Source organism: Tomitella biformata AHU 1821 (assembly GCF_000524475.1).
Lineage (GTDB): Bacteria > Actinomycetota > Actinomycetes > Mycobacteriales > Mycobacteriaceae > Tomitella > Tomitella biformata.
Window position 1 is genome coordinate 39,118 of sequence record NZ_BAVQ01000083.1, and the last position, 20,994, is coordinate 60,111.

Annotated in this window: 21 protein-coding genes; 13 read left to right on the top strand and 8 right to left on the bottom strand. The window is 68.1% G+C overall.

The features are described from left to right. The first annotated feature begins 3 nt into the window (after positions 1-3). A complete protein-coding gene (locus tag TBIF_RS20390; RefSeq protein ID WP_024796591.1) occupies positions 4-501 on the top strand; it encodes a MarR family winged helix-turn-helix transcriptional regulator in 498 nt (165 codons plus the stop codon). A gap of 191 nt (positions 502-692) precedes the next feature. On the opposite strand, the gene TBIF_RS20395 is transcribed toward TBIF_RS20390, so the two are convergent. The 4 genes from TBIF_RS20395 to TBIF_RS20410 form a co-directional block, all read right to left on the bottom strand. Then, positions 693-1,547: a tyrosine-protein phosphatase gene (locus TBIF_RS20395; RefSeq protein WP_024796592.1), complete on the bottom strand. Its 855-nt coding sequence runs from the start codon at positions 1,545-1,547 to the stop codon at positions 693-695. Positions 1,548-1,615: 68 nt separating this feature from the next. Next, positions 1,616-2,218 carry a DUF3558 family protein gene (locus tag TBIF_RS25095; protein ID WP_158506378.1) on the bottom strand — a complete coding sequence of 201 codons (603 nt, stop codon included), beginning with the start codon at positions 2,216-2,218 and terminating at the stop codon, positions 1,616-1,618. Then, entirely contained in the window at positions 2,218-2,526 is a 309-nt protein-coding gene (locus tag TBIF_RS20405) for a hypothetical protein (RefSeq protein ID WP_024796593.1), read from the bottom strand. Before TBIF_RS20405 ends, TBIF_RS25095 begins: the two co-directional genes overlap by 1 nt. Before the next feature lie 147 nt (positions 2,527-2,673). Beyond that, positions 2,674-4,239 carry an adenylate/guanylate cyclase domain-containing protein gene (locus TBIF_RS20410; RefSeq protein ID WP_024796594.1) on the bottom strand — a complete coding sequence of 522 codons (1,566 nt, stop codon included), beginning with the start codon at positions 4,237-4,239 and terminating at the stop codon, positions 2,674-2,676. A 77-nt stretch (positions 4,240-4,316) separates the two neighbouring features. On the opposite strand from TBIF_RS20410, the gene nucS reads away from it, so the two are divergent. The 3 genes from nucS to TBIF_RS20425 all read left to right on the top strand — a co-directional run bounded on the left by nucS (position 4,317) and on the right by TBIF_RS20425 (position 6,295). Next, entirely contained in the window at positions 4,317-4,976 is a 660-nt protein-coding gene (gene nucS, locus TBIF_RS20415) for an endonuclease NucS (protein ID WP_024796595.1), read from the top strand. A gap of 1 nt (position 4,977) precedes the next feature. Beyond that, on the top strand, positions 4,978-5,307 hold the full coding sequence (locus tag TBIF_RS20420) for an Rv1322 family protein (protein WP_024796596.1): 330 nt from the start codon (positions 4,978-4,980) through the stop codon (positions 5,305-5,307). 310 nt (positions 5,308-5,617) lie between these two features. After that, a complete protein-coding gene (locus TBIF_RS20425; protein WP_235174905.1) occupies positions 5,618-6,295 on the top strand; it encodes a DUF559 domain-containing protein in 678 nt (225 codons plus the stop codon). A 57-nt stretch (positions 6,296-6,352) separates the two neighbouring features. Here TBIF_RS20425 and TBIF_RS20430 read toward each other — a convergent pair whose 3' ends face one another. Both TBIF_RS20430 and mce read right to left on the bottom strand, forming a co-directional pair. Then, positions 6,353-7,288, bottom strand: coding sequence for a DivIVA domain-containing protein (locus TBIF_RS20430; protein WP_024796598.1), 936 nt, complete (start codon positions 7,286-7,288; stop codon positions 6,353-6,355). A 69-nt stretch (positions 7,289-7,357) separates the two neighbouring features. Continuing rightward, positions 7,358-7,789: a methylmalonyl-CoA epimerase gene (gene mce, locus TBIF_RS20435; RefSeq protein ID WP_024796599.1), complete on the bottom strand. Its 432-nt coding sequence runs from the start codon at positions 7,787-7,789 to the stop codon at positions 7,358-7,360. Between the two features lie 69 nt (positions 7,790-7,858). On the opposite strand from mce, the gene TBIF_RS20440 reads away from it, so the two are divergent. From TBIF_RS20440 to TBIF_RS20455, 4 genes are all read left to right on the top strand, one after another. Further along, positions 7,859-9,049 (top strand): acetyl-CoA C-acetyltransferase, encoded by a 1,191-nt coding sequence (locus tag TBIF_RS20440; RefSeq protein ID WP_024796600.1) that lies wholly within the window; start codon positions 7,859-7,861, stop codon positions 9,047-9,049. 74 nt (positions 9,050-9,123) lie between these two features. After that, on the top strand, positions 9,124-9,519 hold the full coding sequence (locus tag TBIF_RS20445) for a DUF3817 domain-containing protein (protein ID WP_024796601.1): 396 nt from the start codon (positions 9,124-9,126) through the stop codon (positions 9,517-9,519). Positions 9,520-9,606: 87 nt separating this feature from the next. Beyond that, positions 9,607-10,491 (top strand): tetratricopeptide repeat protein, encoded by an 885-nt coding sequence (locus TBIF_RS20450; RefSeq protein WP_024796602.1) that lies wholly within the window; start codon positions 9,607-9,609, stop codon positions 10,489-10,491. 593 nt (positions 10,492-11,084) lie between these two features. Then, entirely contained in the window at positions 11,085-12,695 is a 1,611-nt protein-coding gene (locus TBIF_RS20455; RefSeq protein ID WP_024796603.1) for a sulfatase family protein, read from the top strand. On the opposite strand, the gene TBIF_RS20460 is transcribed toward TBIF_RS20455, so the two are convergent. Continuing rightward, positions 12,692-14,122, bottom strand: a complete 1,431-nt coding sequence (locus TBIF_RS20460) for a neutral zinc metallopeptidase (RefSeq protein ID WP_024796604.1) — start codon at positions 14,120-14,122, stop codon at positions 12,692-12,694. The two genes, TBIF_RS20455 and TBIF_RS20460, sit on opposite strands and share 4 nt — an antisense overlap. Beyond that, positions 14,119-16,287, bottom strand: a complete 2,169-nt coding sequence (glgB, locus tag TBIF_RS20465) for a 1,4-alpha-glucan branching protein GlgB (protein WP_024796605.1) — start codon at positions 16,285-16,287, stop codon at positions 14,119-14,121. The genes TBIF_RS20460 and glgB overlap by 4 nt, the downstream gene beginning before the upstream one ends. A 46-nt stretch (positions 16,288-16,333) precedes the next feature. Here glgB and TBIF_RS20470 point away from each other — a divergent pair, with 46 nt between their 5' ends. From TBIF_RS20470 to TBIF_RS20490, 5 genes are read left to right on the top strand one after another with little or no spacing between them, the layout of a single operon-like run. Beyond that, positions 16,334-17,164: an ABC transporter ATP-binding protein gene (locus tag TBIF_RS20470; RefSeq protein ID WP_024796606.1), complete on the top strand. Its 831-nt coding sequence runs from the start codon at positions 16,334-16,336 to the stop codon at positions 17,162-17,164. A gap of 8 nt (positions 17,165-17,172) precedes the next feature. Further along, positions 17,173-17,973 carry an NUDIX hydrolase gene (locus TBIF_RS20475; protein WP_051461683.1) on the top strand — a complete coding sequence of 267 codons (801 nt, stop codon included), beginning with the start codon at positions 17,173-17,175 and terminating at the stop codon, positions 17,971-17,973. 58 nt (positions 17,974-18,031) lie between these two features. Next, positions 18,032-18,811 carry an enoyl-CoA hydratase-related protein gene (locus TBIF_RS20480; protein WP_024796608.1) on the top strand — a complete coding sequence of 260 codons (780 nt, stop codon included), beginning with the start codon at positions 18,032-18,034 and terminating at the stop codon, positions 18,809-18,811. A gap of 32 nt (positions 18,812-18,843) precedes the next feature. Further along, positions 18,844-19,812: a class I SAM-dependent methyltransferase gene (locus TBIF_RS20485; protein ID WP_024796609.1), complete on the top strand. Its 969-nt coding sequence runs from the start codon at positions 18,844-18,846 to the stop codon at positions 19,810-19,812. A 14-nt stretch (positions 19,813-19,826) separates the two neighbouring features. Next, positions 19,827-20,993, top strand: a complete 1,167-nt coding sequence (locus TBIF_RS20490; protein ID WP_024796610.1) for a class I SAM-dependent methyltransferase — start codon at positions 19,827-19,829, stop codon at positions 20,991-20,993. The last annotated feature ends 1 nt before the right edge of the window (position 20,994 follow it).

Sequence of the window (20,994 nt, forward strand, 5' to 3'; positions counted from 1 at the left end):
GGCATGGAACCCGACTTCATCGACGCCGTGCTTGGCGAATGGGCGCTGACCTACCCCGACATCGACACGGAGCCGGTGGAGGTGGTCGGGCGGATCGCCCGCATCAGTGCCCTGATGCTCCACGACCTCGACCGCGCGCTGGTGCCGGCCGGTATATCGCGAGCGGAGTTCGAGGTGCTCGGCGCGTTGGCGCGCAGTGGGGAGGCGCTACGCGCCAGCGAGGTCACCTCGTTGACGATGGTCAGCGGCGCCGCGACCACCAAGCACGCGGATCGGCTGGTCAAGCTGGGCCTGCTGGAACGGTGCCGCTGGGAGCCCGACGGCCGGGTGGTGCTCCTCGAGATCACCGCCGCCGGCCGGGCGTTGGTGGACGCGGAGTTCCCAGCTCGGGTCGACCGTGACAGCCGCCTGCTCCATGGTCTTGACGAGCAGGAGCGACACACACTCATTCGTCTGTTGCGGCAGGTGACCGCGAATGCGGAGGCGGCGGCGCGGCGCTGAGCGTGTCGATGGCCGACTGGTAGATGCCGCGCTGCTGCACGGCGTCGGGCAGCATCTCCGGATCATCGACGCGCTCGGACACCTTGCACAGGCCGTGCCGCGGCGGCAGAGCTGGAAAAGAGGACGCGGACGGGACGGCAGAGTCGCCGCCCCGCCCGCGTCTTGACGAGCTTGGTACTTGAGAAGCCGGGCTACTTGAGCAGCTTGGCCTTGAGCGCGTCGAGGGTGCCCTGGTCGATGCCGAGGCCGTCGCGCACGTACGTGTCGAAGTCGCCGTAGATCCGGTCGACGGCGTTGAACGACGCGTTGAGCCAGGCGGTCTGCGCGGCGTCGGGGTTGCCGAAGGCGTCGTTGGTGGCGAGGAAGTCGGCGTTGACGCCATCGCGTGAGACGCCCAGGACGGTCAGCAGGATGGCGGAGCCCCAGCCAGTGCGATCCTTGCCGGCCGTGCAGTGGAAGACGGTGGCGCCGTTCGTGGTGGCGATGGTGCGCAGCAGTTCGCCGTAGGCGGCATTCGCACTGTGCAGGTTGGTCATCACCGGGTACAGCATCGCCTCGCCGACGAGCCCGAACGTCGACGGCTGCAGGTTGGTGCCGCCGGAGGTCACGTCGAACAGCCCGTGGCCCAACGTGATTGGCAGGGGTTCATTGGTCTGGCCGCCCTGCAGGCCCGCGAGGACGTCGGCGACCTGGAAGTAGACCTCGCCCGGCAGCACATCCGGCTTGTCCTGGCGTTCGCTGGCGTCACGCAGGTCGATCACCGTGGTGACGTTGCCGTCGAGCAGAGTCTGATGGTCTTGCGGCGTCATCCCGCTCATATCGCCCGAGCGATAGACCAGGCCCGAGCGGACGGTGCGGCCGTCCTGGGTCTGCGCGCCGCCGATGTCGCGGAAGTTGAAGACGTTGCCGGGGGAGATCGAAGCGGGGTCAGCGCTGGCGATCGCGGGGGACAGGGAGACGGCCAGGCCGAACGCCATGGCCGCGACGGCCGCGCCACGCAGACTGCGGGCGAGGGTGGTCGATCGGGAATTACGTGCCGAGGTCAATGGGGCTCCTTTGGTCAAGCGCGATGATCTCACAGTTGATCGCATTCGGAAGAACCGTGGCTTGGGGATTAGTCGTTAATCCAGGGCTCGATTTGGCGGAGTAGCTCGATGATTCGGTCGCAATTGGGATCCGGGTTTGAATCCCTGTGGTCGCTGCCAGTGATCGTCATAGATCCGAAGGTTGTCGCCATGGACACCATGCAGGTTTTTCCACCATTTGCCGGAGGTCGGACGATGGTGCTCCGGCCTTGGATCTCGATGAGGCGCGATCTACCTTTGTCGTCGTGCTTGGGCTCTAGGGTCTCGCCCGGCATCATGAACGGTGCCGTTGACGATTCTGTAAGGGCGCTGAATCCGTCGTGAGTGTACCGACAGGATGCATACCAATACCCAAAATATTGTTGGCCCTTGGGTAAAATTACCTCGGCATCTAGTTTGAGTCCAAGTGTGGCCATGCTGTCGATAAAGCTGTCATGACATGGGTCGATGGATAGTGCGGGATTTTCCTCGTAGTAGTTGTCCATCTGGGAAACAATGGTGGACTTGCTGGTAGCTACTACTGGCGACGAGGACGGTGCGTCTGAGGCGACCGGGCTGCCGGATGTCGTGGTACTGCAGGAAGTGAGCGCTACGCATATGAGTAGCACCGGCAGAGCGATTTTCTCCCTCACTACGGCGTCTCCACAGTAGATAGTGAGGTCGCTGTTTGGCCGTCCTCGGCGAGGATTGCCAGCCAATCACGCTGGAGATTATCTGCGAACTGTGTCGCGGCTGCAGCGAACTCGAGAACCCTTTGGTGGAGGCTGTTCTGACCGCCGTACATTAACTGGTCGTAGCCAGCTGCCAGCTGTCTGAGGGAGTCCAGGTCACCGAAGAATGTGGTGTGGTTCTGCCTCTCGATCTCCTCGGCGATTCCTTCCATCGTCTCGGCGTACTTCCGATACGCCCTTACCCACCCCTGCACAGCTTCATCGCTCATGATCAGCCGTCCACCACCTGGACCGTCAGCCATGTCGACCTTGAGATTTGGATTGCCCACGTCTACCCCCTGTGTCAGGCCACCCCCTGAGCGGCCACCCCCGTGTTGCCCGCGTCGAGAATACAACAGGTCGAGCGTATGTCGGTTCTAATCGAGCACTCTGGATCGGCTCGCGGGCACCGCCAGAAGGGTTGGCCGGCCGCGTCCGCGCAGCTCCACCGCGCCGGCATCCACCCAGTATCGGCGTTCGTCCACTCCCGCACCGGTGAGCACCGCGTCGGCGACCACGACGCGGCCCGGGACCACCTTCGCGTGCTCGGACAAGCGCGCGGCCTCGTTCACGGGGTCGCCGATCACCGTGTACTCGTAGCGCTGACGCGCGCCGATATTGCCGGCGACCGCAGTGCCGTAGGAGACGCCGAGCCCGGCCTGGATTTCAGGCACCTCGGCGTCGAGCCGGTCCATGATGGATCGGGCGGCGCACAGGGCGGCGGCGCATGGGTCGGGCAGGGGAGAGGGGGCGCCGAAGATCACCAGCGCCGCGTCGCCCTCGAACTTGTTGATCAGCCCGCCGCGCTCGTCCACCTCGTCCACGACGACGGAGAAGAACCGGTTCAGCAGCGTGACGACCTCCGTCGGGGCGCGGTCGACCGCGATGGTCGTGGAGCCGATGATGTCGACGAACAGCACCGCGACCTGCACCTCATGCCCACCGAGCTCGAAGTCCTGGCTCATCGCCGCCTCGGCCACCTTGTTGCCCACGTGTTTGCCGAAGATCTCGCGAATCCGCTCGCGCTCCTGCAGTCCGTCGGCCATGCGGTTGAACCCGCTCTGGAGCTCGCCCAGCTCGGTGCCGTCGAACACCACCACCTCGGCGTCGAGGTCGCCGCGCTCGACCCGCGACATGGCCCCGCGGACGGTGCGGATGGGGGCGACGGTCGCGGAGACCACCAGCACGGTGAGCAGCAGCCCGACGGTCAGGATCACCCCTCCGAGCGCCAGGATCGGCACGGCGAAGTCGACCGCGGTGAAATCGTCCTTGGCCAGCCCGTAGATCGCGATGATCATCAGCCCGGTCACGGGAACCCCGGTGCCGGCGAGCCAGGCGAGGATGGTCCGGGTGGTCACACCCACGCGCAGGCGGCGCGACGGCGGACCCGCGGCCAGGGCCAACGCGGCGGTGGGGCGCAGGGCGAACTCGCTGAACAGGAAGCTCGTCGCGCACGTGACGGTGCCCGCGAACAGCATCGTGAAGGCGATGGGCGGAATATAGTTCGCGTCGCGCAGTCCGTACAGCAGCGTGAATAGCGCAGTGGCGCTGAGCCAAAGGGTGCCCTGGATGACGGTGAGCCGCCACGGCAGGGCGAGGGTGTCGCGCAGGTTCTGCGCGGTGGCCTGCTCACCGCGGATGGACCAGCGCAGGTACCGCAGGCCCGACCTCGTGGTCCACACGATGCCGATGATGAACATCAACGTGGTGTAGAGCGGCACCGCGATAAAGTTCACCGGCCAGTTGCTCAGCGCCAGTACCTGGGGACCGGGCACGACGAAGGCCGCCAGGGTCAGGGTCATCGTGGCACCGACGAGGTTGCTGGTCAGCAGCGCGACGGTGAGCAGGAATTGCACGCGGAAGCGCCTGCGCCGGACAGACTCCGCACCGGTGCCGAGGATCCGCGAGCCGAGGGGCGGGACCACATATCGGGGCGGGGTCATGGCTACTGACCCTAATCGCAACGCGCCTGTCTGCGGGGACGATGGCGTCGGGGCCGGTAGCCAGTAGGGTGTGCAGCGTGCGTCTCGTCATTGCTCGGTGCCAGGTCGACTACTCCGGCCGTCTCACCGCCCACCTGCCCATGGCCCGCCGGCTGCTCATGCTCAAGGCCGACGGGTCCATCAGCGTGCACGCTGACGACCGCGCCTATAAGCCCCTGAACTGGATGACCCCACCGTGCTGGTTCTCGGAGGAGGACAACGTCTGGGTCATCGTGAACAAGGTCGGCGACCAACTGCGGATCACGATCGAGGACATCGAGCATGACTCGACGCATGAGCTTGGCGTCGACCCCGGACTGATCAAGGACGGCGTCGAGGCGCACCTGCAGGAGCTGCTGGCCGAACAGGTGCAGACCCTCGGCGAGGGCTACACCCTGGTTCGCCGCGAGTTCCCGACGGCGATCGGTCCGGTCGACCTGATGTGCCGAGACTCCGACGGCGCGCACGTCGCGGTGGAGATCAAGCGGCGCGGGGGGATCGACGGAGTGGAGCAGCTGACCCGCTATCTGGAGCTGCTCAACCGCGATCCGCTGCTGTCCCCGGTGCGGGGCGTGTTCGCGGCCCAGCAGATCAAGCCGCAGGCGAAGACCCTGGCGGAGGATCGTGGGATCCGCTGCCTCACACTCGATTACGACGGTTTGCGCGGAATCGAGAGCGACGAGTTCCGGCTGTTCTGACATGGCACGACGCAATAAGTCACGCGGAAACTCCGATCGCCGAGGCTCGACTGGGCACCACGAGCCCACCGATCGGCCCGCTTTCTCGGACTCCTTCGGCCGTCGCGAGGCGGGCCCCGGCGGGCTCGACTACAACGTGCGGACGATCCCCGGCTCACGTGCGACGAAGATCTATCGGTGCCCGGGCTGCGACCAGTCGATCGTGGTCGGCGTGGCCCATGTGGTCGTCTGGCCGGAGGATGCCTTCGGCGGCGGGGACGACCGTCGGCATTGGCACACCGGCTGCTGGGGCGGTCGCGGCACGAGGTCGATCACCCGCCGCTGGTCCTGAATTGGTCCGCAGAATCTGTGGATAACTAGCGCATTCGAGGCATTGTCGAGCCGGAGTTGTCAGGCGTTCGTGTAAGCGTGTCGCCATGGGGGAAGTGCATCGACCATTCCTGGGGAGCCGAAGTGGCCTATCGCCGTATCGGCTGAGGTCGTTCCGCAAGCTGCATCGGAATGTTTATGTTGACCGTCGTGCATGTGCCAGCGCGGTCTTGCGCGCACGAGCCGCGTGGCTGTGGCTCGGCGACAACGGGATACTCGCTGGGCTATCCGCCGCAGCGCTGCATGGATCCAAGTGGGTTGATCCAGGACGGATGGCTGAAGTACTTCGCCGGGGCCGGCGAAAGTCTGTGCCGGGCATCAATGTCCGCTCGGAGGCTGTTCTGTCACACGAGATCGTCATTCTTGACGGTATGCGGGTGACAAGTGCCGCACGGACTGCGTTTGACCTCGGCAGGTGGTTGGAGCACGACGACGCTGTGGAGATGATCGATGCACTGTGCAACGCGGCAAAGCTGAACGTGGTGGACATCCTGGAGGTGGCGGACGGCCATCCGGGTGTGCGGGGTCTGCGTAAATTGCGAAGTGTGCTGCGCGTCGTTGACGGCGGGGCCGAGTCGCCGGCCGAGACGCGCACGCGGCTGGTGCTTGTGCGCGCAGGCCTGCCGACGCCGAACACACAGGTGTCTGTCTTCGACAGATTTGGACAGTTCGTGGCACGCTGCGACCTGGGATGGGAGTGCTGGCGTGTGGTCGTGGAGTACGACGGAGAGGGGCACTGGTCGAGCGAAGCGCGGCGAACTCGGGACATCCGACGCTATAGACAGCTCGAGCGGTTGGGGTGGCGGGTGGTGAGAGTCAATTCTGGCCTGTTGAGGGAATCCCCGGGAGACGTGATTGAGAATGTGCGCGAACAGCTCCTTGCGGCTGGCGCGGACTTGTCTGAGTTGCAATCACTGGATGATCTAGAACTCGAACGTGCGGAAGATTGACTGAATTTCGAGAGAATAGTCAATCTTCCGCACGTTCGAAGGACCACGAATAGAGGATTAGCTGGCCGCTGCGACCTTCGACTTGTCCGGGCCACCCTTGGCTGCAGAATCCTTATCCGCAGCATCCTCAGAGTCTTTCGTGGCCGGCCTCTCGCGCACCCCCGCGATGGGTTCGGCCTCGACGTCGTACCAGTCGAAGTCGACCTCCGAGGGGGCCTTCTCCGAGATGGCGACCGCGTGGACCTCCGCGATGGACTCGAGGTGCCCGTGCACGGACATGAGCTGCTTGAGCGCGTCCGCCCGCAGCTTGGCGACCGCGTTGAAATCTGCCCGCGCCTGCGTGATCCGACCGGACGCGGTGGCGGTGGCCACGGTGATGCGGCGCTCGGCCTCGGCGGCCGCGATGCGCTTCGTCTCCTCGGTGTGCGCGCGGAGCTCCTCATAGGTGCGGTCGCGTCGGGCCTGGGCCTCGGCGTCGAGGCGCTCGCGCTCAGATTGCGCGGCCAGCTTGATCTTGTCGGCGTGCTCGCGCGCGAGCGTCATGGTCTGCTGATGCTCTTTCTCGAGCGTCTGGCGGCGGAGCTCCAGCTCGGAAAGCTTGGCCTGCTGCGCGGCGCGCATCTCGTCGGCGTCCTGCTCGGCGACGGAGACCACCTCCGCGGCTTCGCTCTCGGCGCGGGCGCGCATCTCGGCGACCTCGTCGGAGGCTAGGCGGAGCATGCGGGAGATGCGGTCGCTCATGCCCTCGGCCGTCGTCGGCGGGACGGAGAGCCGGTCGATCTCGCTGCGCAGCTGATCGATCTCGTCACGGGCGTCGTCGAGCTGCGCCGCGAGATCGTTGGTCTGGGCGGCTGCCGCGTCGCGGTCGGTGGCGGTCAGCCGGAGCTCGGCGTCGAACCGTCTTAAGAATTCCAACACCTGATCGCGGTCATAGCCCCGGCGGACGATGTCGAAGGGGGCGTGGATCCCCTTGGGATCTGGTGTGTAAGACATGGTCACCAGGTTACCGCCGCGCCACCCGGAAATGGGGGAGGCGCGACGGTCATGCCTGGCAGACGCCGATTACTTGGCGGGTTCGACGAGCTCGACGAGAACGCCGCCCGCGTCCTTCGGGTGGATGAAGTTGATGCGCGAGTCGGCGGTGCCGCGCTTGGGCTCCGGGTAGAGCAGGCGGACGCCGTCGGCGCGCAGCTGCGCGGAGAGCGCGTCGAGGTCGGTGACACGGTAGGCGAGCTGCTGAAGGCCGGGGCCGGAGCGGCCGATGAACTTGGCGATGGTCGAGTCCTCGTTCAGCGGTGCGAGGATCTGGATGGCCACTGCGCCAGCCACTGCGCCGGCGGGGACGAGCATGCCCTCGCGCACGCCCTGCTCCTCGTTGATCTCCTCATGGGAGAGCACGAGTCCGAGGTGCTTGGCGTGCCAGGCGACGGCGACGTCGAAGTCGGGGACGGCGATGCCGACGTGGTCGATGGCGGTGACGAGATGTGATGTCATCCCTCGACGGTATCGTGGCGGTTGGAGCGCGGCGTCCGCGCGTCCCGAACTATCGTCGGAGGCCATAAAGTGAGCAGTTCAGTCATCATCGCCGGAGCCCGCACCCCCATTGGTCGGCTGCTCGGCTCGTTGAAGGGGTTCAGCGGTTCGGACCTCGGCGGCATCGCCATCAAGGGCGCGCTGGAGAAGGCGGGCGTCAAGCCCGAGCAGGTCGACTACGTCATCATGGGCCAGGTCCTCACGGCCGGCGCGGGGCAGATGCCGGCGCGCCAGGCGGCCGTCGCCGCGGGTATCCCGATGAGCGTCCCGGCGCTGACCGTCAACAAGGTATGCCTCTCGGGCATCGACGCGATCGCGCTCGCAGACCAGTTGATCCGCGCGGGGGAGTTCGACGTCGTGGTCGCTGGCGGCCAGGAGTCGATGAGCCAGGCGCCGCACCTGCTGCCCAAGTCTCGTGAGGGCTTCAAGTTTGGCAACACCACGCTTGTCGACCACATGGATTACGACGGGCTGTACGACATCTTCACCGAGCAGAGCATGGGTCTGCTGACCGAGCAGGGCAACGACGTGAACCCGATCGAGCGCACCGAAATGGACGCGTTCTCGGCCGCCTCGCACCAGAACGCGGCGAAGGCGTGGAAGGACGGGCTCTTCGACGAGGAAGTCGTGCCCGTGCTGATCCCGCAGCGCAAGGGCGACCCGATCGAGTTCCGCACTGACGAGGGCATCCGCGCGGACACCACCGCCGAGTCCCTCGCGAAGCTGCGCCCCGCCTTCCGCAAGGACGGCGCGATCAGCGCCGCGACGGCCTCGCAGATCTCCGACGGCGCCGCGGCCGTCATCGTGATGAGCAAGGCGAAGGCCGAGGAGTTGGGCCTGGAGTGGATCGCGGAGATCGGAGCCCACGGCGTTGTCGCCGGCCCGGACTCCACCCTGCAGTCGCAGCCCGCGAACGCGATCGCCAAGGCCTGCGCGCGCGAGGGCATCGACCCGAAGGACCTCGACGTCGTCGAGATCAACGAGGCGTTCGCCGCGGTGGGCATCGCGTCGACCCGCCAGCTGGGCCTGGACCCCGCGAAGGTGAACCCGAACGGCGGCGCGATCGCCGTCGGGCACCCGCTCGGCATGTCCGGCGCCCGCATCACGCTGACGCTGATCCTGGAGCTGCAGCGTCGGGGCGGCGGCATCGGCGCAGCCGCACTGTGCGGCGGCGGCGGCCAGGGCGATGCGCTCATCGTGAAGGTGCCCGCCAAGGCATGACCTGCTGAAATACATGGAAAGGGCGTCGGAGATCACATGCTCCGACGCCTTTTTCAGCGCTGTGCTCAGGCACAATGGACGACATGCGCAAAATCTTCGACCTCTCCACGACCGCGAAGCGCTTCCGCTTCATCTCGATTGTTGAGGCCTTCACCTGGGCCGGACTGCTGCTGGGCATGTTGTTCAAGTACTTCACGGGGGATATCAACAAGGATCTGGAGATCTACCCGAACGAGATCGGCGTCAGCATCTTCGGCCCCCTGCATGGCGCGGCCTTCGTGCTTTTCCTGATTCTCGGGGTCCTGGCGGCGCGTGCGTTCAAGTGGTCGCCCAAGGTGATCGTGGCCGGGTTGGCTGCGTCGATCGTCCCGTTCGCGACCATCCCGTTCGAGATGTGGGTGACCCGCAACGGCCAGCTCGGAGAGCTCTCGCTGCAGCAGCCCGACGGTGTGAAGCTGGCGGACGCCTGACCGTTCGCCGATCGTGGCAGACTGTTCGACGTGACTCGCCCAGGTAATCGCCCCCCGTCCGCGCCCTCGGCCGCTATGGCCGCGGCGATGTCGTCTGCCTTCGACCTTTCCGCACTGGCCCCGCGCCCGCCGCGACCCGCCGGAGCCCCGGCGCCCGCGCCCGCCGGCCCCAATGGGCTCGCGCCGGTGGTGCTAATCGACGAGGCCAACTTCGAAGCCGAGGTGGTCCTGCGCTCGCAGCAGGTGCCCGTGATCGTCTCGCTAGGCACGCCCGACTATCCGCAGTGTGTGGCCTTCGACGAGATCCTCGAGCGCGCGGCCCTCGCGGCAGGTGGCGCCTGGGTGCTCGCGAAGGTCGACGTGGGGCTGAATCCGCAGATCGCGCAGGCCTTCGGCGTGCAATCGGTGCCCATGGTCATCGCGATGGCCGCCGGCCAGCCGCTGGACTCTCAGCAGGGGACCTTCTCCGAGGACGAGCTGGCGCAGTGGCTCACCGCGGTCCAGAACGCGGTTGGCGACCGGCTGACCGGTCCGCCGCTACCCGAGGGTCAGGAGCCCGAGCGGGATCAGCGTCTTGTGGCCGCCGAGGCCATGCTCGACGAGGGAGACCTCGACGGCGGCATCGCGGCCTACGAGCTGATCCTCCAGTCGGAGCCGAACCATCCCGAGGCGCTGCCGGCCGTGCGCCAGCTGCGCTTCCTGCAGCGCGCGCAGGCGGTGCCCGACGGCGCGGTGGAGGCCGCCGACGCCAACCTCGGCGATGTCGACGCGCAACTGCGGGCCGCCGACGCAGAGCTCTTGGCACAGCAGCCCGACGCCTGCTTCAACCGGCTGATCGCCGTATTCCGCATCGGCGACGCGGACATGAAGGCAACGACGCGGGCCCGGCTGCTCGAGCTCTGGGAGCTGTTCGACCCGGCAGAGCCGTTCATCATCGCCGCCCGCCGGAACCTTGCGAACGCTATGTATTAGGCGAGACTACTTATAGTCCTGTCTCGGCCCTACACGGTGCGGGCAGGGGTGGGAGCGCGCACGATTTTCCTCGGCTATCTGCGTTTCCGCTGGTCCTACCGGTTTTGTGTATCGGGACCACACAAGCCGGATTTGCAGAACGGGCATTCGATGTGCGCCGTGCTGGGATTTTGTGGTGCGGCGAGTCTTGAACCGCCCGTTCGTCGATTCGCGGCAGTTATTCCGTACTCCGCAGTACTGGTGTATTCGCAGGTCCGCGGCGTGCGCGAGCGGGAGGCGGCGGTCAGTGGCCGCACCCAGCGCGGGCAGCGGGCAGATCCAGCGCGACACGCCGTGGTCCATCCGCCGAACCGGCCATATCTGCCCGCGGAATGTAGGCGCCGAGAAGGCATATGGCCGGCACGGAAATTAGCTGTTCGCTCTGTTTAGTTTGGCCTGCGGATAACCCACCATTTTGGCTAACCCTCGATACCTGGTGACGAATTGCAGCATAGTTCTTCGCAATCCGGCTAGGTCGAGAGGGGCCTCAGATGGGCGACGACGAGAATATATCGGGCACTGGTTCTTTCCAGCGCAGAACTTTCCTCGGAGCGGTGGGCGCGACCGCCCTCGCGGCGGGCGTCGCCTCGACGCTGGGCGCCCGGCAGTCGAGGGCCGCGCCGGGCTCGGGCGGCACCGGCGCGCTGCCGGCCAGACCGAACATCGTCGTCATCATCACCGACCAGGAGCGGCAGCCCCAGCATTGGCCCCCGGGCTGGTCCGAGGAGAATCTGCCTAACCGCAAGCGGCTCTCCGACACGGGCGTCAGCTTCACACAGGCGTTCTGCGCCAGCGCGATGTGCTCGCCGAGCCGCTCGAGCCTGTTCACGGGGCTGTACCCGTCGCAGCACGGAGTCACGGCCACCCTGACGACGGGCGGCACGGTCTCGCCCAGCGAGCCGCAATTGCAGGCCTCCGAGCAGAACATGGCCAAGATGCTGGCCTCGGCCGGCTACAACGTGCATTACCGCGGGAAATGGCACATGAGCAAGGGGGCCACGGGCGCTGATCCCAGCACGGAGGACCTCGCGAGCTTCGGCTTCCACGGGTGGGTGCCGCCGGAGGCGGGGCAGGACACCGAGCCGGCGAACTTCGGCGGCGGCTGCGCGGACCGGGACCGGGACACGGCCCGGCAGGCGGTGGACTTCATCAGCCAGGCCGGGCCAGCCAGCACTGGCGGGGACGCGCCGTTCGCGCTCATCGTCTCGTTCGTCAACCCCCACGACGCGCTGGCGTATCCCCGCACGTGGGATCAGGAGGACGGGGACTGCGACAATTACGGCTCGGCGCCGGGGGCGTTCACGCAGGGCATCGGACTGCCGCCCACCTATGGCGAGATGCTGGCGACGAACCACAAGCCGTCGGCGCACGTGCAGCTCAAGGCGCTGCTGGCGGGCGGCCTCGGCCCGCTGCCCGGCGCGGGCGAGGCGACCAACTACGTCAACTTCTACGCGTACCTGCAGAAGGTCGTCGACGAGCATATCGGCAGCGTCGTCGACGCGCTGGACGCGGTGCGCGGGCTGCGGGAGCAGACGGTGGTCTTCCGGATCTCGGACCACGGCGAGATGGGGATGTCCCACGGCGGGCTGCGGCAGAAGGCGTTCAACGCCTATGAGGAGACGCTCAATGTGCCGCTGGTGATCAGCAATCCGGCGATGTTCCCGGCTCCCGCGTCGACGAACGCGCTCGCCTCCTTGGTGGACCTGATGCCGACGATGGCCACGATGGCCGGGGTGCCCGACCGCGGCGCGTGGTGGCTGCCAGGCGCGGACCTGACCCCCGCGATGGCGGCCGCGGCGCGGGGTGATGCCGGCGCGGCGGTGCAGGACGCGGTCCTGTTCACCTATGACGACCAGAACGCGGCGGCGCCCGACGGGCAGAACGTGGTGCGCCAGCCCAACCACATCCGGTGTATTCGCGATACGCGGTGGAAGTACTCGGTGTACTTCGCCCCCGACGGCTCGGCGTTCCCGCAATTCGAGCTCTACGACCTGCAGAAGGATCCCCTGGAGCTCAACAACAAGGCGGACCCGACGAACTTCGACGGCTTCGATCTGGGCAAGTCGCTGGAGATGCACCAGCGGCTGCTCGCGCTATTGGACCAGCGGTCGGCGGTGCCGCCGGGCTTCGGTTCGATGGCGGGACTCTCGAGCGTCGGCGGCTAGCGGTACGCCTGCGCGCACATGTCCGGCCCGCTGACCAGACCGGTGCGGAACGCCTCGACGCGGGTGAATCCGCTGAGCACGGTCTGGCCCTGCACGTCGCTGGCCATCAGGCCGTTGGACAGCAGCGAGGAGATGGCCTCGTCGAGGTCGCCGGGCGAGAGCCGCACCGGCCCGTCGACGTTCGACGCGACAGTGCCGGTCCACGCGCCGGTCAGGCACGCGGAGCGCAGGGCCGCGGCCAGCCCGTCGAGCGGCAGGCCCTGGTCTGCCTGCACGGCCAGGGCGTAGCGGGAGGCGAGCAGCCCGAACGCGGTGAAGTCGCCGACGATGTCGGCGGGCAGGTCGCGGGTCGATTTCTCGGGGGTGGACGCGGCAACGAGGCCGGGCAGGTCCACGCCGATGCTGTTGGTCTCGGGGCAGTAGGTGACGGGCTCGGTCTGCTGCTCGCAGCCGACGTCGACGCCGGCATATGTCACCAGGGGCGGGTCGGCGGGGTTGAAGGTGCTCTCGAGGGAGTCGACGATCAGGGCGAGCGACTCCGCGGTGACGGGCAGGTCCCCGGCCTCGCCGGCCATGAGCACGTTCAGGGGCAGGTTCGCGCGGCGGCTGTCGACGTCGTCGGGGTCGATCGCGGCGCACCGCTGCGCATCGCCGCCGAAGCCCAGCTGGAACGCCGTGACGCGTTCGAAGGCGGAGCCGTGCTCGGAGCCGGAGAAATAGTCGTCACTGGGATCATCGCGGGTGCTGACCATCGCGGACAAGACGTTGCCGAGCCCGTCGGATGTGTTCATGGTGAAGTGCTCGGAATTGCCCTCGGCAACCTCGCGCATGAACACGCCGGCGTAGCAGTCCGCCTGCTGCTCGGCGACGATCACCGGCATAGCGTTGACGTCGGCCCCGGTCTGGTACTGGACGGCGTGCCCGTACTCGTGGGCCAGGACGGTGACAATGGCGAGGGGCCCGAACTTCTCGTCGAGCCCGCTCATCAAGATGCCACGGTCCCAACCCATCTCGTTGTCGTCGTGGCAGTAGCCGGCGTTCGCGATGCCGGTGGGGTCGAAGCCGCAGAACGACGGGGCGGTGCTCCCGGTGGTGTCAGCGGCGTCCCAGGACACGATGCGGTCCAGATGCTTGAAGCGTTTGTGGAACTCCGCGGGAAAGCGTTCATCCCAAAATGTTTGCAGGTCCCCGATGGCGTCCTTGGCGATCACGTCGATCTCGTCGCCGGAATCGTTGTCCACCTCGACGCCGGCGGGCACAGTGCCGGGGCGCAGGCCGCTGGGCCCGTCGGACAGGGGCAGCCCGGCCACCATGGTCAGGTCGATCGGCTGCAGCGCGGCGGTCCCCTGGACCGTGGTCACCCCGCAGCCGCTGGCGAGAACCCCACCGAGCACCACCACCGCGGCCAGCGCAAGACTCCGGATCACGCGTCACCCCCTCCAGGCACAAGCCACACGGTACTGTGCGCGGCCAGGGTGAGGGTGATCGACGCGTCCCGGCCATGGCAGGCGATCTGCTCGGCGGCGAGCAGGCGGCCAGGAGCTCCAGCGCTGTCGAGCATGATGCGCCACTCGCCGCCGACGGGTGTCCCGACGCGATAGCCGACGTGCTCGCGGTCGGCGAAGTTCGCGATGCAGAGCAGCCGGTCGGCGGGGCTAGATCCCAAGCGCAGGAAGCTGACGACCGAGTTGATGACATCGTGCGCGTCCACCCACTCGAATCCGTCGGGCGAGTCGTCGAGCTGCCACAGGGCGGGCGTCGCGCGGTAGTGCCGGTTCAACGTGGCCACGTGGTCCCGGATCCCGCGGTGCAGGGGATCGCGCAGTTGCGACCAGTCCAGGCCGTAGAACTCGGACCACTCGGTGGACTGGCCGTACTCCTGGCCCATGAACAGCAGCTGCTTGCCGGGGTGCGCCCACATCATGGCCAGCAGGGCTCGCGTCCCGGCGGCCTTGGCGTCAGGGTCGCCGGGGAGTCGGGCGAACGGCGTGCCCTTGCCATGGACCACCTCGTCGTGGCTGATGGGCAGCAGATAGGACTCGCCCCATGCGTAGGTGAGCGGGTAGGTGATCTCGGCGTGGTGGAAGCTGCGATGCTCGGGCGCGCGGGAGTGGTAGACGAGGGTGTCGTTCATCCAGCCCAGGTTCCACTTGAACGTGAAGCCGAGCCCGCCGAGCGCGGTGGGCCGGGTGACGCCGGGCCAGGAGGTGGAGTCCTCCGCGATCATCGCGACGCTCGGGTGCGCGGCCGCGACCGTGTCCGTGAGCTCGCGCAGGAAGCTCACCGCGGCCAGATTCTCCGGCCCGCCGTGGATGTTCGGCGTCCACTGGCCGGGCTCGCGGGAGTAGTCGAGGTAGAGCATGGAGGCGACGGCGTCGACCCGGATCCCATCCACGTGGAACTGCTCGGCCCAGTACAGGGCGCTGGCGATGAGGAAGCCGCGGACCTCCGGGCGCTCGAGGTCGAATGCGAGTGTGCCCCAGTCTGGTTGGTTGGCCAGCTGCGGATCGGCGGGCTCGTAGAGGGGCTCGCCGTCGAACTCGGCCAGGGCAAAGCCATCACGCGGGAAGTGCGCCGGCACCCAGTCGATGATGATGCCGATGCCCGCCACATGGAAGGCGTCGAGGAGCGCGCGTAGCTCGTCCGGGCTGCCGTAGCGGGAGGTCGGCGCGAAGTACGACGTCACCTGATAGCCCCACGACGCGCCATAGGGATGCTCGCAGACGGGCAGCAGCTCGACGTGGGTGAAGCCGAGCTCGCGCACATATGCCACCAGCTCGACGGCCAACTCGCGGTAGCTCAGCCCCACCCGCCAGGAGCCCAGATGGACCTCGAAGACGCTCATCGGCTGCGTGCGCAGGTTGCCGCGTCTGCGCAGCCAGGCCCCGTCCCGCCAGCGGTAGCCCGCAGCGTTTAGGCCCCCAGCGTCGATGCGCGACGCGGTCTTGGACGGCAACTCGGCGGCGCGCGCCATCGGGTCGGCCCTGTCTCGGGGATCCCCGGAGCTGTCGCGGATGCGGAACTTATAGAGCTCCCCGGCCTCGAGGTCCGGGACGAAGACCTCCCAGACGCCGCAGTCCAGTCGGCGCATCGGTGCGCTGAACCCCGTCCAGCCGTCGAAGTCCCCGACGACGGCGACGCCGGCCGCGTGCGGGGCCCACACGGTGAATGCGGTGCCCGCGATCGCGCCGGAGGGGGTGCTGGCGAGCATGGGCTGCGCCCCGAGGACCTCCCACAGCCGGGGATGGCGCCCGGCGGCGAACAGCTCGAGGTCTGCCGGGGAGATCGTCGGCGGGAGCAGATAGCCGTCGGGCACCACGAAGACCCGGCCGGGGGCGTAGGTGACGACGAGGCGGTAGTCGGGCAGCTCGTCCGTGTCGAGGACCGCGGCGAACACGCCGTCGCCCATGGACTGCAGGGGATATGAGGCCTGCTCGGTGCGCACGGTCACGCACTGGGCGTCGGGCTTGAGCGCGCGCACGAGCGTGCCGCGGGGATGGGGGAACGGGCCGAACAGGCTGTGCGGGTCCGGGTGCGTGCCAGCGATCAGCAGCGCGCGATCTTCCGGGTCCAGGTCCACGGGATGGATCATCCCACCCAGCCGAGGGTCAGAGCATGCGGTGGGTCAAGATAGGGGAGTGCATGAACCAGACCTTGACCTTTTGATCGACCTCCAAGACGTGCACCTGCGGCGCGGTGGCAACACGCTGATCGGCCCCATCAGCTGGCAGGTGGAGCTCGACGAGCGCTGGGTGGTGCTCGGGCCCAACGGCGCGGGCAAGACCTCGCTGATGCGCGTCGCGGCGGCCCAGGAGTTCCCGACCTCCGGCGTGGCCCACATCCTCGGCGAGGTGATGGGCAAGGTGGACGTCTCGGAGCTCCGCCCGCGCATCGGCCTCTCGTCCGCGGCGCTGTCCACCCGCATCCCGGGCGAGGAGGGCGTGTTCGACCTCGTCGTCTCCGCCGCCTACGGGGTGCTGGGGCGCTGGCGCGAGCAGTACGACCAGATGGATGTCGACCGCGCGCACGAGCTGCTGGAGAGCCTCGGCGTGGAGCACCTCTCGCAGCGCACGTTCGGCACGCTGTCCGAGGGCGAGCGCAAGCGCGTGCTGATCGCGCGCGCCCTGATGACCGACCCTGAGCTGCTGCTGCTCGATGAGCCTGCGGCCGGCCTGGACCTGGGCGGGCGCGAGGACCTGGTGTCGCGGCTGGCCCGCCTGGCGCTGGACCCCGACGCGCCCGCGATGGTGCTGGTGACCCACCACGTCGAGGAGATCCCCCAGGGCTTCACCCACGCGCTGCTGTTGCGCGAGGGGCGCGCGGTGGCGTCGGGCCTGATCGAGGACGTGATCACCGCGGAGAACCTGTCCGCGGCGTTCCGGATGTCGATCACCCTCGACCGCGCCGACGGCCGTTACTTCGCGCGCCGGCGCTTCGTCCCCGGCCGGCACCGCGCCGGAAACCTTTAGGAGTGGCCATGAAGTTGAGCGTTGACGAATCCGCGCCGCCCGCGAAGCTGCGCGATGCGGCGACCGTGATGCTGCTGCGCGACGGCGAACCGGGGCTGGAGGTCTTCCTGCTGCGCCGCGTGCTCGGCATGGCCTTCGCGGGCGGGATGACGGTGTTCCCCGGCGGCGGCGTGGATGAGGGCGACTCGGACGCGCACCTGAGTTGGTCCGGCGCCGAGCCGAGCTGGTGGGCGTCGCGTTTTGACACCGACGAGGCGCGGGCCAAGCGGTTGGTCTGCGCGGCGGCGCGTGAGACGTTCGAGGAGTGCGGGATCCTGCTCGCGGGCGCGGCGCCCGGTGCGGTGGTCACGAACGCGCAGCGCTACCACGATGCCCGTCAGGAACTCGAGAAGCATGAGCTGGACTTCAGCGGCTTCTTGCGGCGCGAGGGCCTAGTCCTGGGCGCGGACCGCCTCCGGCCGTGGTCGCATTGGATCACGCCCATCGGGGAATCCCGGCGCTACGACACGCACTTCTTCGTCGCGGCGCTGCCGGAGGGGCAGACGGCCGACGGGCTGACCTCGGAGGCTTCGGAGGTGCTCTGGTCGACCCCGTCCGCGGCGCTGGAGCACTGGCGCGCGGGGCAGTCCGGGCTGCTGCCACCGACGTGGTCCCAGTTGGAGTCCCTGCAGCAGTACGCGACCGTGGCCGAGGTGATGGCGGCCGAGCCCGTGATCACGCCGATCCAGCCGGATCTGGTGCGCGAGGGCGAGAGGTGGCGCGTGGAGTTCGACGGCGGCGACCGCTACCTGGCACAGATGCCGAGCTGAGGACAGGCTTGGGTTACCGGGTGGTACTGCAACACGTATCACCCTGTAGCCTGCGAACATGTCTGAATTCGTGACTCTTGAGGTATCCGAGGGCATCGGGACCATCCGGCTCAATCGTCCACCGATGAACGCGCTTAACCGCCAGGTGCAGATCGAGTTGCAGGCTGCTGCCCTCGAGGCCGCGGATCGCGACGACGTCAAGGCCGTCATCGTCTACGGCGGCGAGAAGGTCTTCGCCGCAGGTGCTGACGTCAAGGAGCTCGCGCAGTTCTCCGCCGAGCAGATGGGCGAGATCGTCGGGGACCTGCAGCGGGCCATCGGCTCGATCTCCGAGATCCCCAAGCCCACCGTCGCGGCCATCTCCGGCTACGCGCTCGGCGGGGGCCTCGAGGTTGTGCTCGGCGCGGACCGCCGCATCATCGGCGACAACGGCAAGCTCGGCCTGCCCGAGGTCCTGCTGGGGATCATCCCCGGCGGCGGCGGCACCCAGCGCCTCGCGCGGCTGATCGGCCCCGCGAAGGCGAAGGACCTCGTCTTCACCGGCCGCTTCGTCGGCGCGGATGAGGCGCTCGCCATCGGGCTGGTCGACGAGGTCGTCGCCCCCGACGAGGTCTACAACGCGGCCCGCCGCTGGGCCGCGCAGTTCGCCGGCGCGGCGTCCAAGGCCCTGGCCGCGGCGAAGGCGTCCATCGATGAGGGCCTCGGCCTGGATCTCAAGGGCGGCCTGCAGGTGGAGGCGCGCGAGTTCACGGCGCTGTTCAACACCGAGGATCAGAAGATCGGCATGGAGTCGTTCATTGCGAACGGGCCCGGCAAAGCACAGTTCACCGGCAAGTAGTGCCGCGGCACGTAAAGAATAAGGAACCACTGATGAGCGAAACCACCCTCAATGACCCGGCGCCGAACCCGCACGCCACCGCAGAGCAGGTGCAGGCCGCGTACAAGGACACCAAGCTCGCCCAGGTGCTCTACCACGACTGGGAGGCCGAGAGCTACGACGACAAGTGGTCGATCTCCTATGACGACCGCTGCATCGAGTACGCCCGCGGCCGCTTCGACGCCGCCGCCCCGGACGCCGCGCTGCCCTATGAGCGCGCGCTCGAGCTGGGCTGTGGCACCGGCTTCTTCCTGCTGAACCTCATGCAGTCCGGCGTGGCCAAGAAGGGCGCCGTCACCGACCTGTCCCCGGGCATGGTCAAGGTCGCGCTGCGCAACGGGCTGAGCCTGGGCCTGGACGTCGAGGGCCGGGTCGCCGACGCCGAGACCATCCCCTACGAGGACAACACCTTCGACCTCGTCGTGGGCCACGCTGTGCTGCACCACATCCCGGATGTGGAGCAGTCGATGCGCGAGGTTATGCGCGTGCTCAAGCCGGGCGGCCGTTTCGTCTTCGCCGGCGAGCCGTCCACCGTCGGCGACTTCTACGCCCGCTGGCTCAGCCGCGCCACCTGGGAGGCCACCACCCGCGTGACCAAGCTGCCGTTCCTGGCATCCTGGCGCAAGACGCAGGAGCAGCTCGACGAGTCCTCGCAGGCCGCCGCGCTCGAGGCCGTCGTGGACATCCACACCTTCGACCCCGGCCACCTCGAGGACCTGGCCCGCTCCGCGGGTGGCGTCGAGGTCAAGGCAGTCACCGAGGAGTTCACCGCCGCCATGCTCGGCTGGCCGGTGCGCACCTTCGAGGCCGCGGTGCCGGCCGACAAGCTGGCCTGGAAGTGGGCGCGCTTCGCGTTCGGCGGCTTCAAGACGCTGAGCTGGTTGGACGAGAAGGTGCTACGCGGCATCGTGCCCCGCTCGTTCTACTACAACGTCATGATCACCGGCGTGAAGCCCTCCTGAATCTCTTATAGCTGATGGGCTACACCTTCACCCTCGACGACGTCCGCGCGCTGTCCTCCCCGGAGGGCGCGGCGGCGCTCGCCGAGGTGGACACGCTGGAGCTGTCCACGCGCACGCATCTCGCCGATATCGGCGGGGTGCGTGCGCGTTTCGGCGCGGCAACCGCGGCGTTGGTGGAGACGGTCCTGTTGCGGCGCAAGGCAGTTGCGAAGCTGCGCGGCGCCGGCTGGCTCCTGACCGACGACGCCCTGCAGCAGGCCACGCCCACCCTCGTCGCGGCCGTCCGCGCCCGCCGGCTCACGGGGCGACGCGTGCACGACGTGACGTGCTCGATCGGCGCGGAGCTCGACGCGCTGGTCGCCGAGTGCCCCGTGGTCATCGGCTCCGATCTCGACCCCGTGCGCCTGGCCATGGCGCAGCGCAACGTCCCCGCGGCGCACCTGCTGCGGGCCGACGCGCTGATGCCCACGACGCGCGACACCGTGATCCTCGCCGACCCCGCCCGCCGGGCCGGGGGCCGCCGCCAGCACCGGCCCGAGGACCTCATGCCGCCGCTGCCGGACCTTCTGACCGCCTATGCGGGCCGCGATATCGCCGTGAAGTCCGCCCCCGGGCTGGACTTCGACGCCCTGGGATGGGCCGGCGAGGTCGAGCTCGTCTCCCTGGACGGCGGCGTCCGCGAGGCATGCCTGTGGTCCCCGGGGCTCTCGGGGGATGGGGTGACCCGCCGGGCGACGGTGCTCGGCTCGGGCGGTTTCGCCGAGGAGTACACCGACGCCGAGCCGGACGAGCTGCCGGAGAAGCCGGTGGGGCAGTGGATCATCGACCCCGACGGTGCCATCGTGCGCGCGGGCCTGGTGCGCCACTACGCGGCCCGGCACGGTCTCTGGCAGCTGGACCCGCGCATCGCCTACGTCACGGGTGACCAGGTGCCTGCGGGCACGCGAGGCCATCGGGTTCTGGAGGAGCTGAAGTACTCCGAGAAGGCGCTGCGGCAGGTCTTGAGCGGGCTCGACTGCGGAGCCCTCGAGATCCTCGTCCGCGGCGTGGACGTGGATCCGGATATGTTGCGGCGCAAGCTCAAACAACGCGGTTCGCGGTCGCTGAGCGTGGTGCTCACCCGTGTGGGACGGACTCCGACAGCATTCGTGTGCGAGCCGACGCTGGGTTTCTCGAAGTAGC

Excerpts from the sequence above, each read along its gene's own strand:
- TBIF_RS20390 (WP_024796591.1), top strand. The coding sequence starts at position 4 with ATGGAACCCGACTTCATCGACGCCGTGCTTGGCGAATGGGCGCTGACC.
- TBIF_RS20405 (WP_024796593.1), bottom strand. The coding sequence starts at position 2,526 with ATGAGCGATGAAGCTGTGCAGGGGTGGGTAAGGGCGTATCGGAAGTAC.
- TBIF_RS20410 (WP_024796594.1), bottom strand. The coding sequence starts at position 4,239 with ATGACCCCGCCCCGATATGTGGTCCCGCCCCTCGGCTCGCGGATCCTC.
- TBIF_RS20420 (WP_024796596.1), top strand. The coding sequence starts at position 4,978 with ATGGCACGACGCAATAAGTCACGCGGAAACTCCGATCGCCGAGGCTCG.
- TBIF_RS20425 (WP_235174905.1), top strand. The coding sequence starts at position 5,618 with ATGGCTGAAGTACTTCGCCGGGGCCGGCGAAAGTCTGTGCCGGGCATC.
- TBIF_RS20430 (WP_024796598.1), bottom strand. The coding sequence starts at position 7,288 with ATGTCTTACACACCAGATCCCAAGGGGATCCACGCCCCCTTCGACATC.
- mce (WP_024796599.1), bottom strand. The coding sequence starts at position 7,789 with ATGACATCACATCTCGTCACCGCCATCGACCACGTCGGCATCGCCGTC.
- TBIF_RS20445 (WP_024796601.1), top strand. The coding sequence starts at position 9,124 with ATGGACGACATGCGCAAAATCTTCGACCTCTCCACGACCGCGAAGCGC.
- TBIF_RS20450 (WP_024796602.1), top strand. The coding sequence starts at position 9,607 with ATGTCGTCTGCCTTCGACCTTTCCGCACTGGCCCCGCGCCCGCCGCGA.
- glgB (WP_024796605.1), bottom strand. The coding sequence starts at position 16,287 with ATGATCCATCCCGTGGACCTGGACCCGGAAGATCGCGCGCTGCTGATC.
- TBIF_RS20475 (WP_051461683.1), top strand. The coding sequence starts at position 17,173 with ATGAAGTTGAGCGTTGACGAATCCGCGCCGCCCGCGAAGCTGCGCGAT.
- TBIF_RS20480 (WP_024796608.1), top strand. The coding sequence starts at position 18,032 with ATGTCTGAATTCGTGACTCTTGAGGTATCCGAGGGCATCGGGACCATC.
- TBIF_RS20485 (WP_024796609.1), top strand. The coding sequence starts at position 18,844 with ATGAGCGAAACCACCCTCAATGACCCGGCGCCGAACCCGCACGCCACC.
- TBIF_RS20490 (WP_024796610.1), top strand. The coding sequence starts at position 19,827 with ATGGGCTACACCTTCACCCTCGACGACGTCCGCGCGCTGTCCTCCCCG.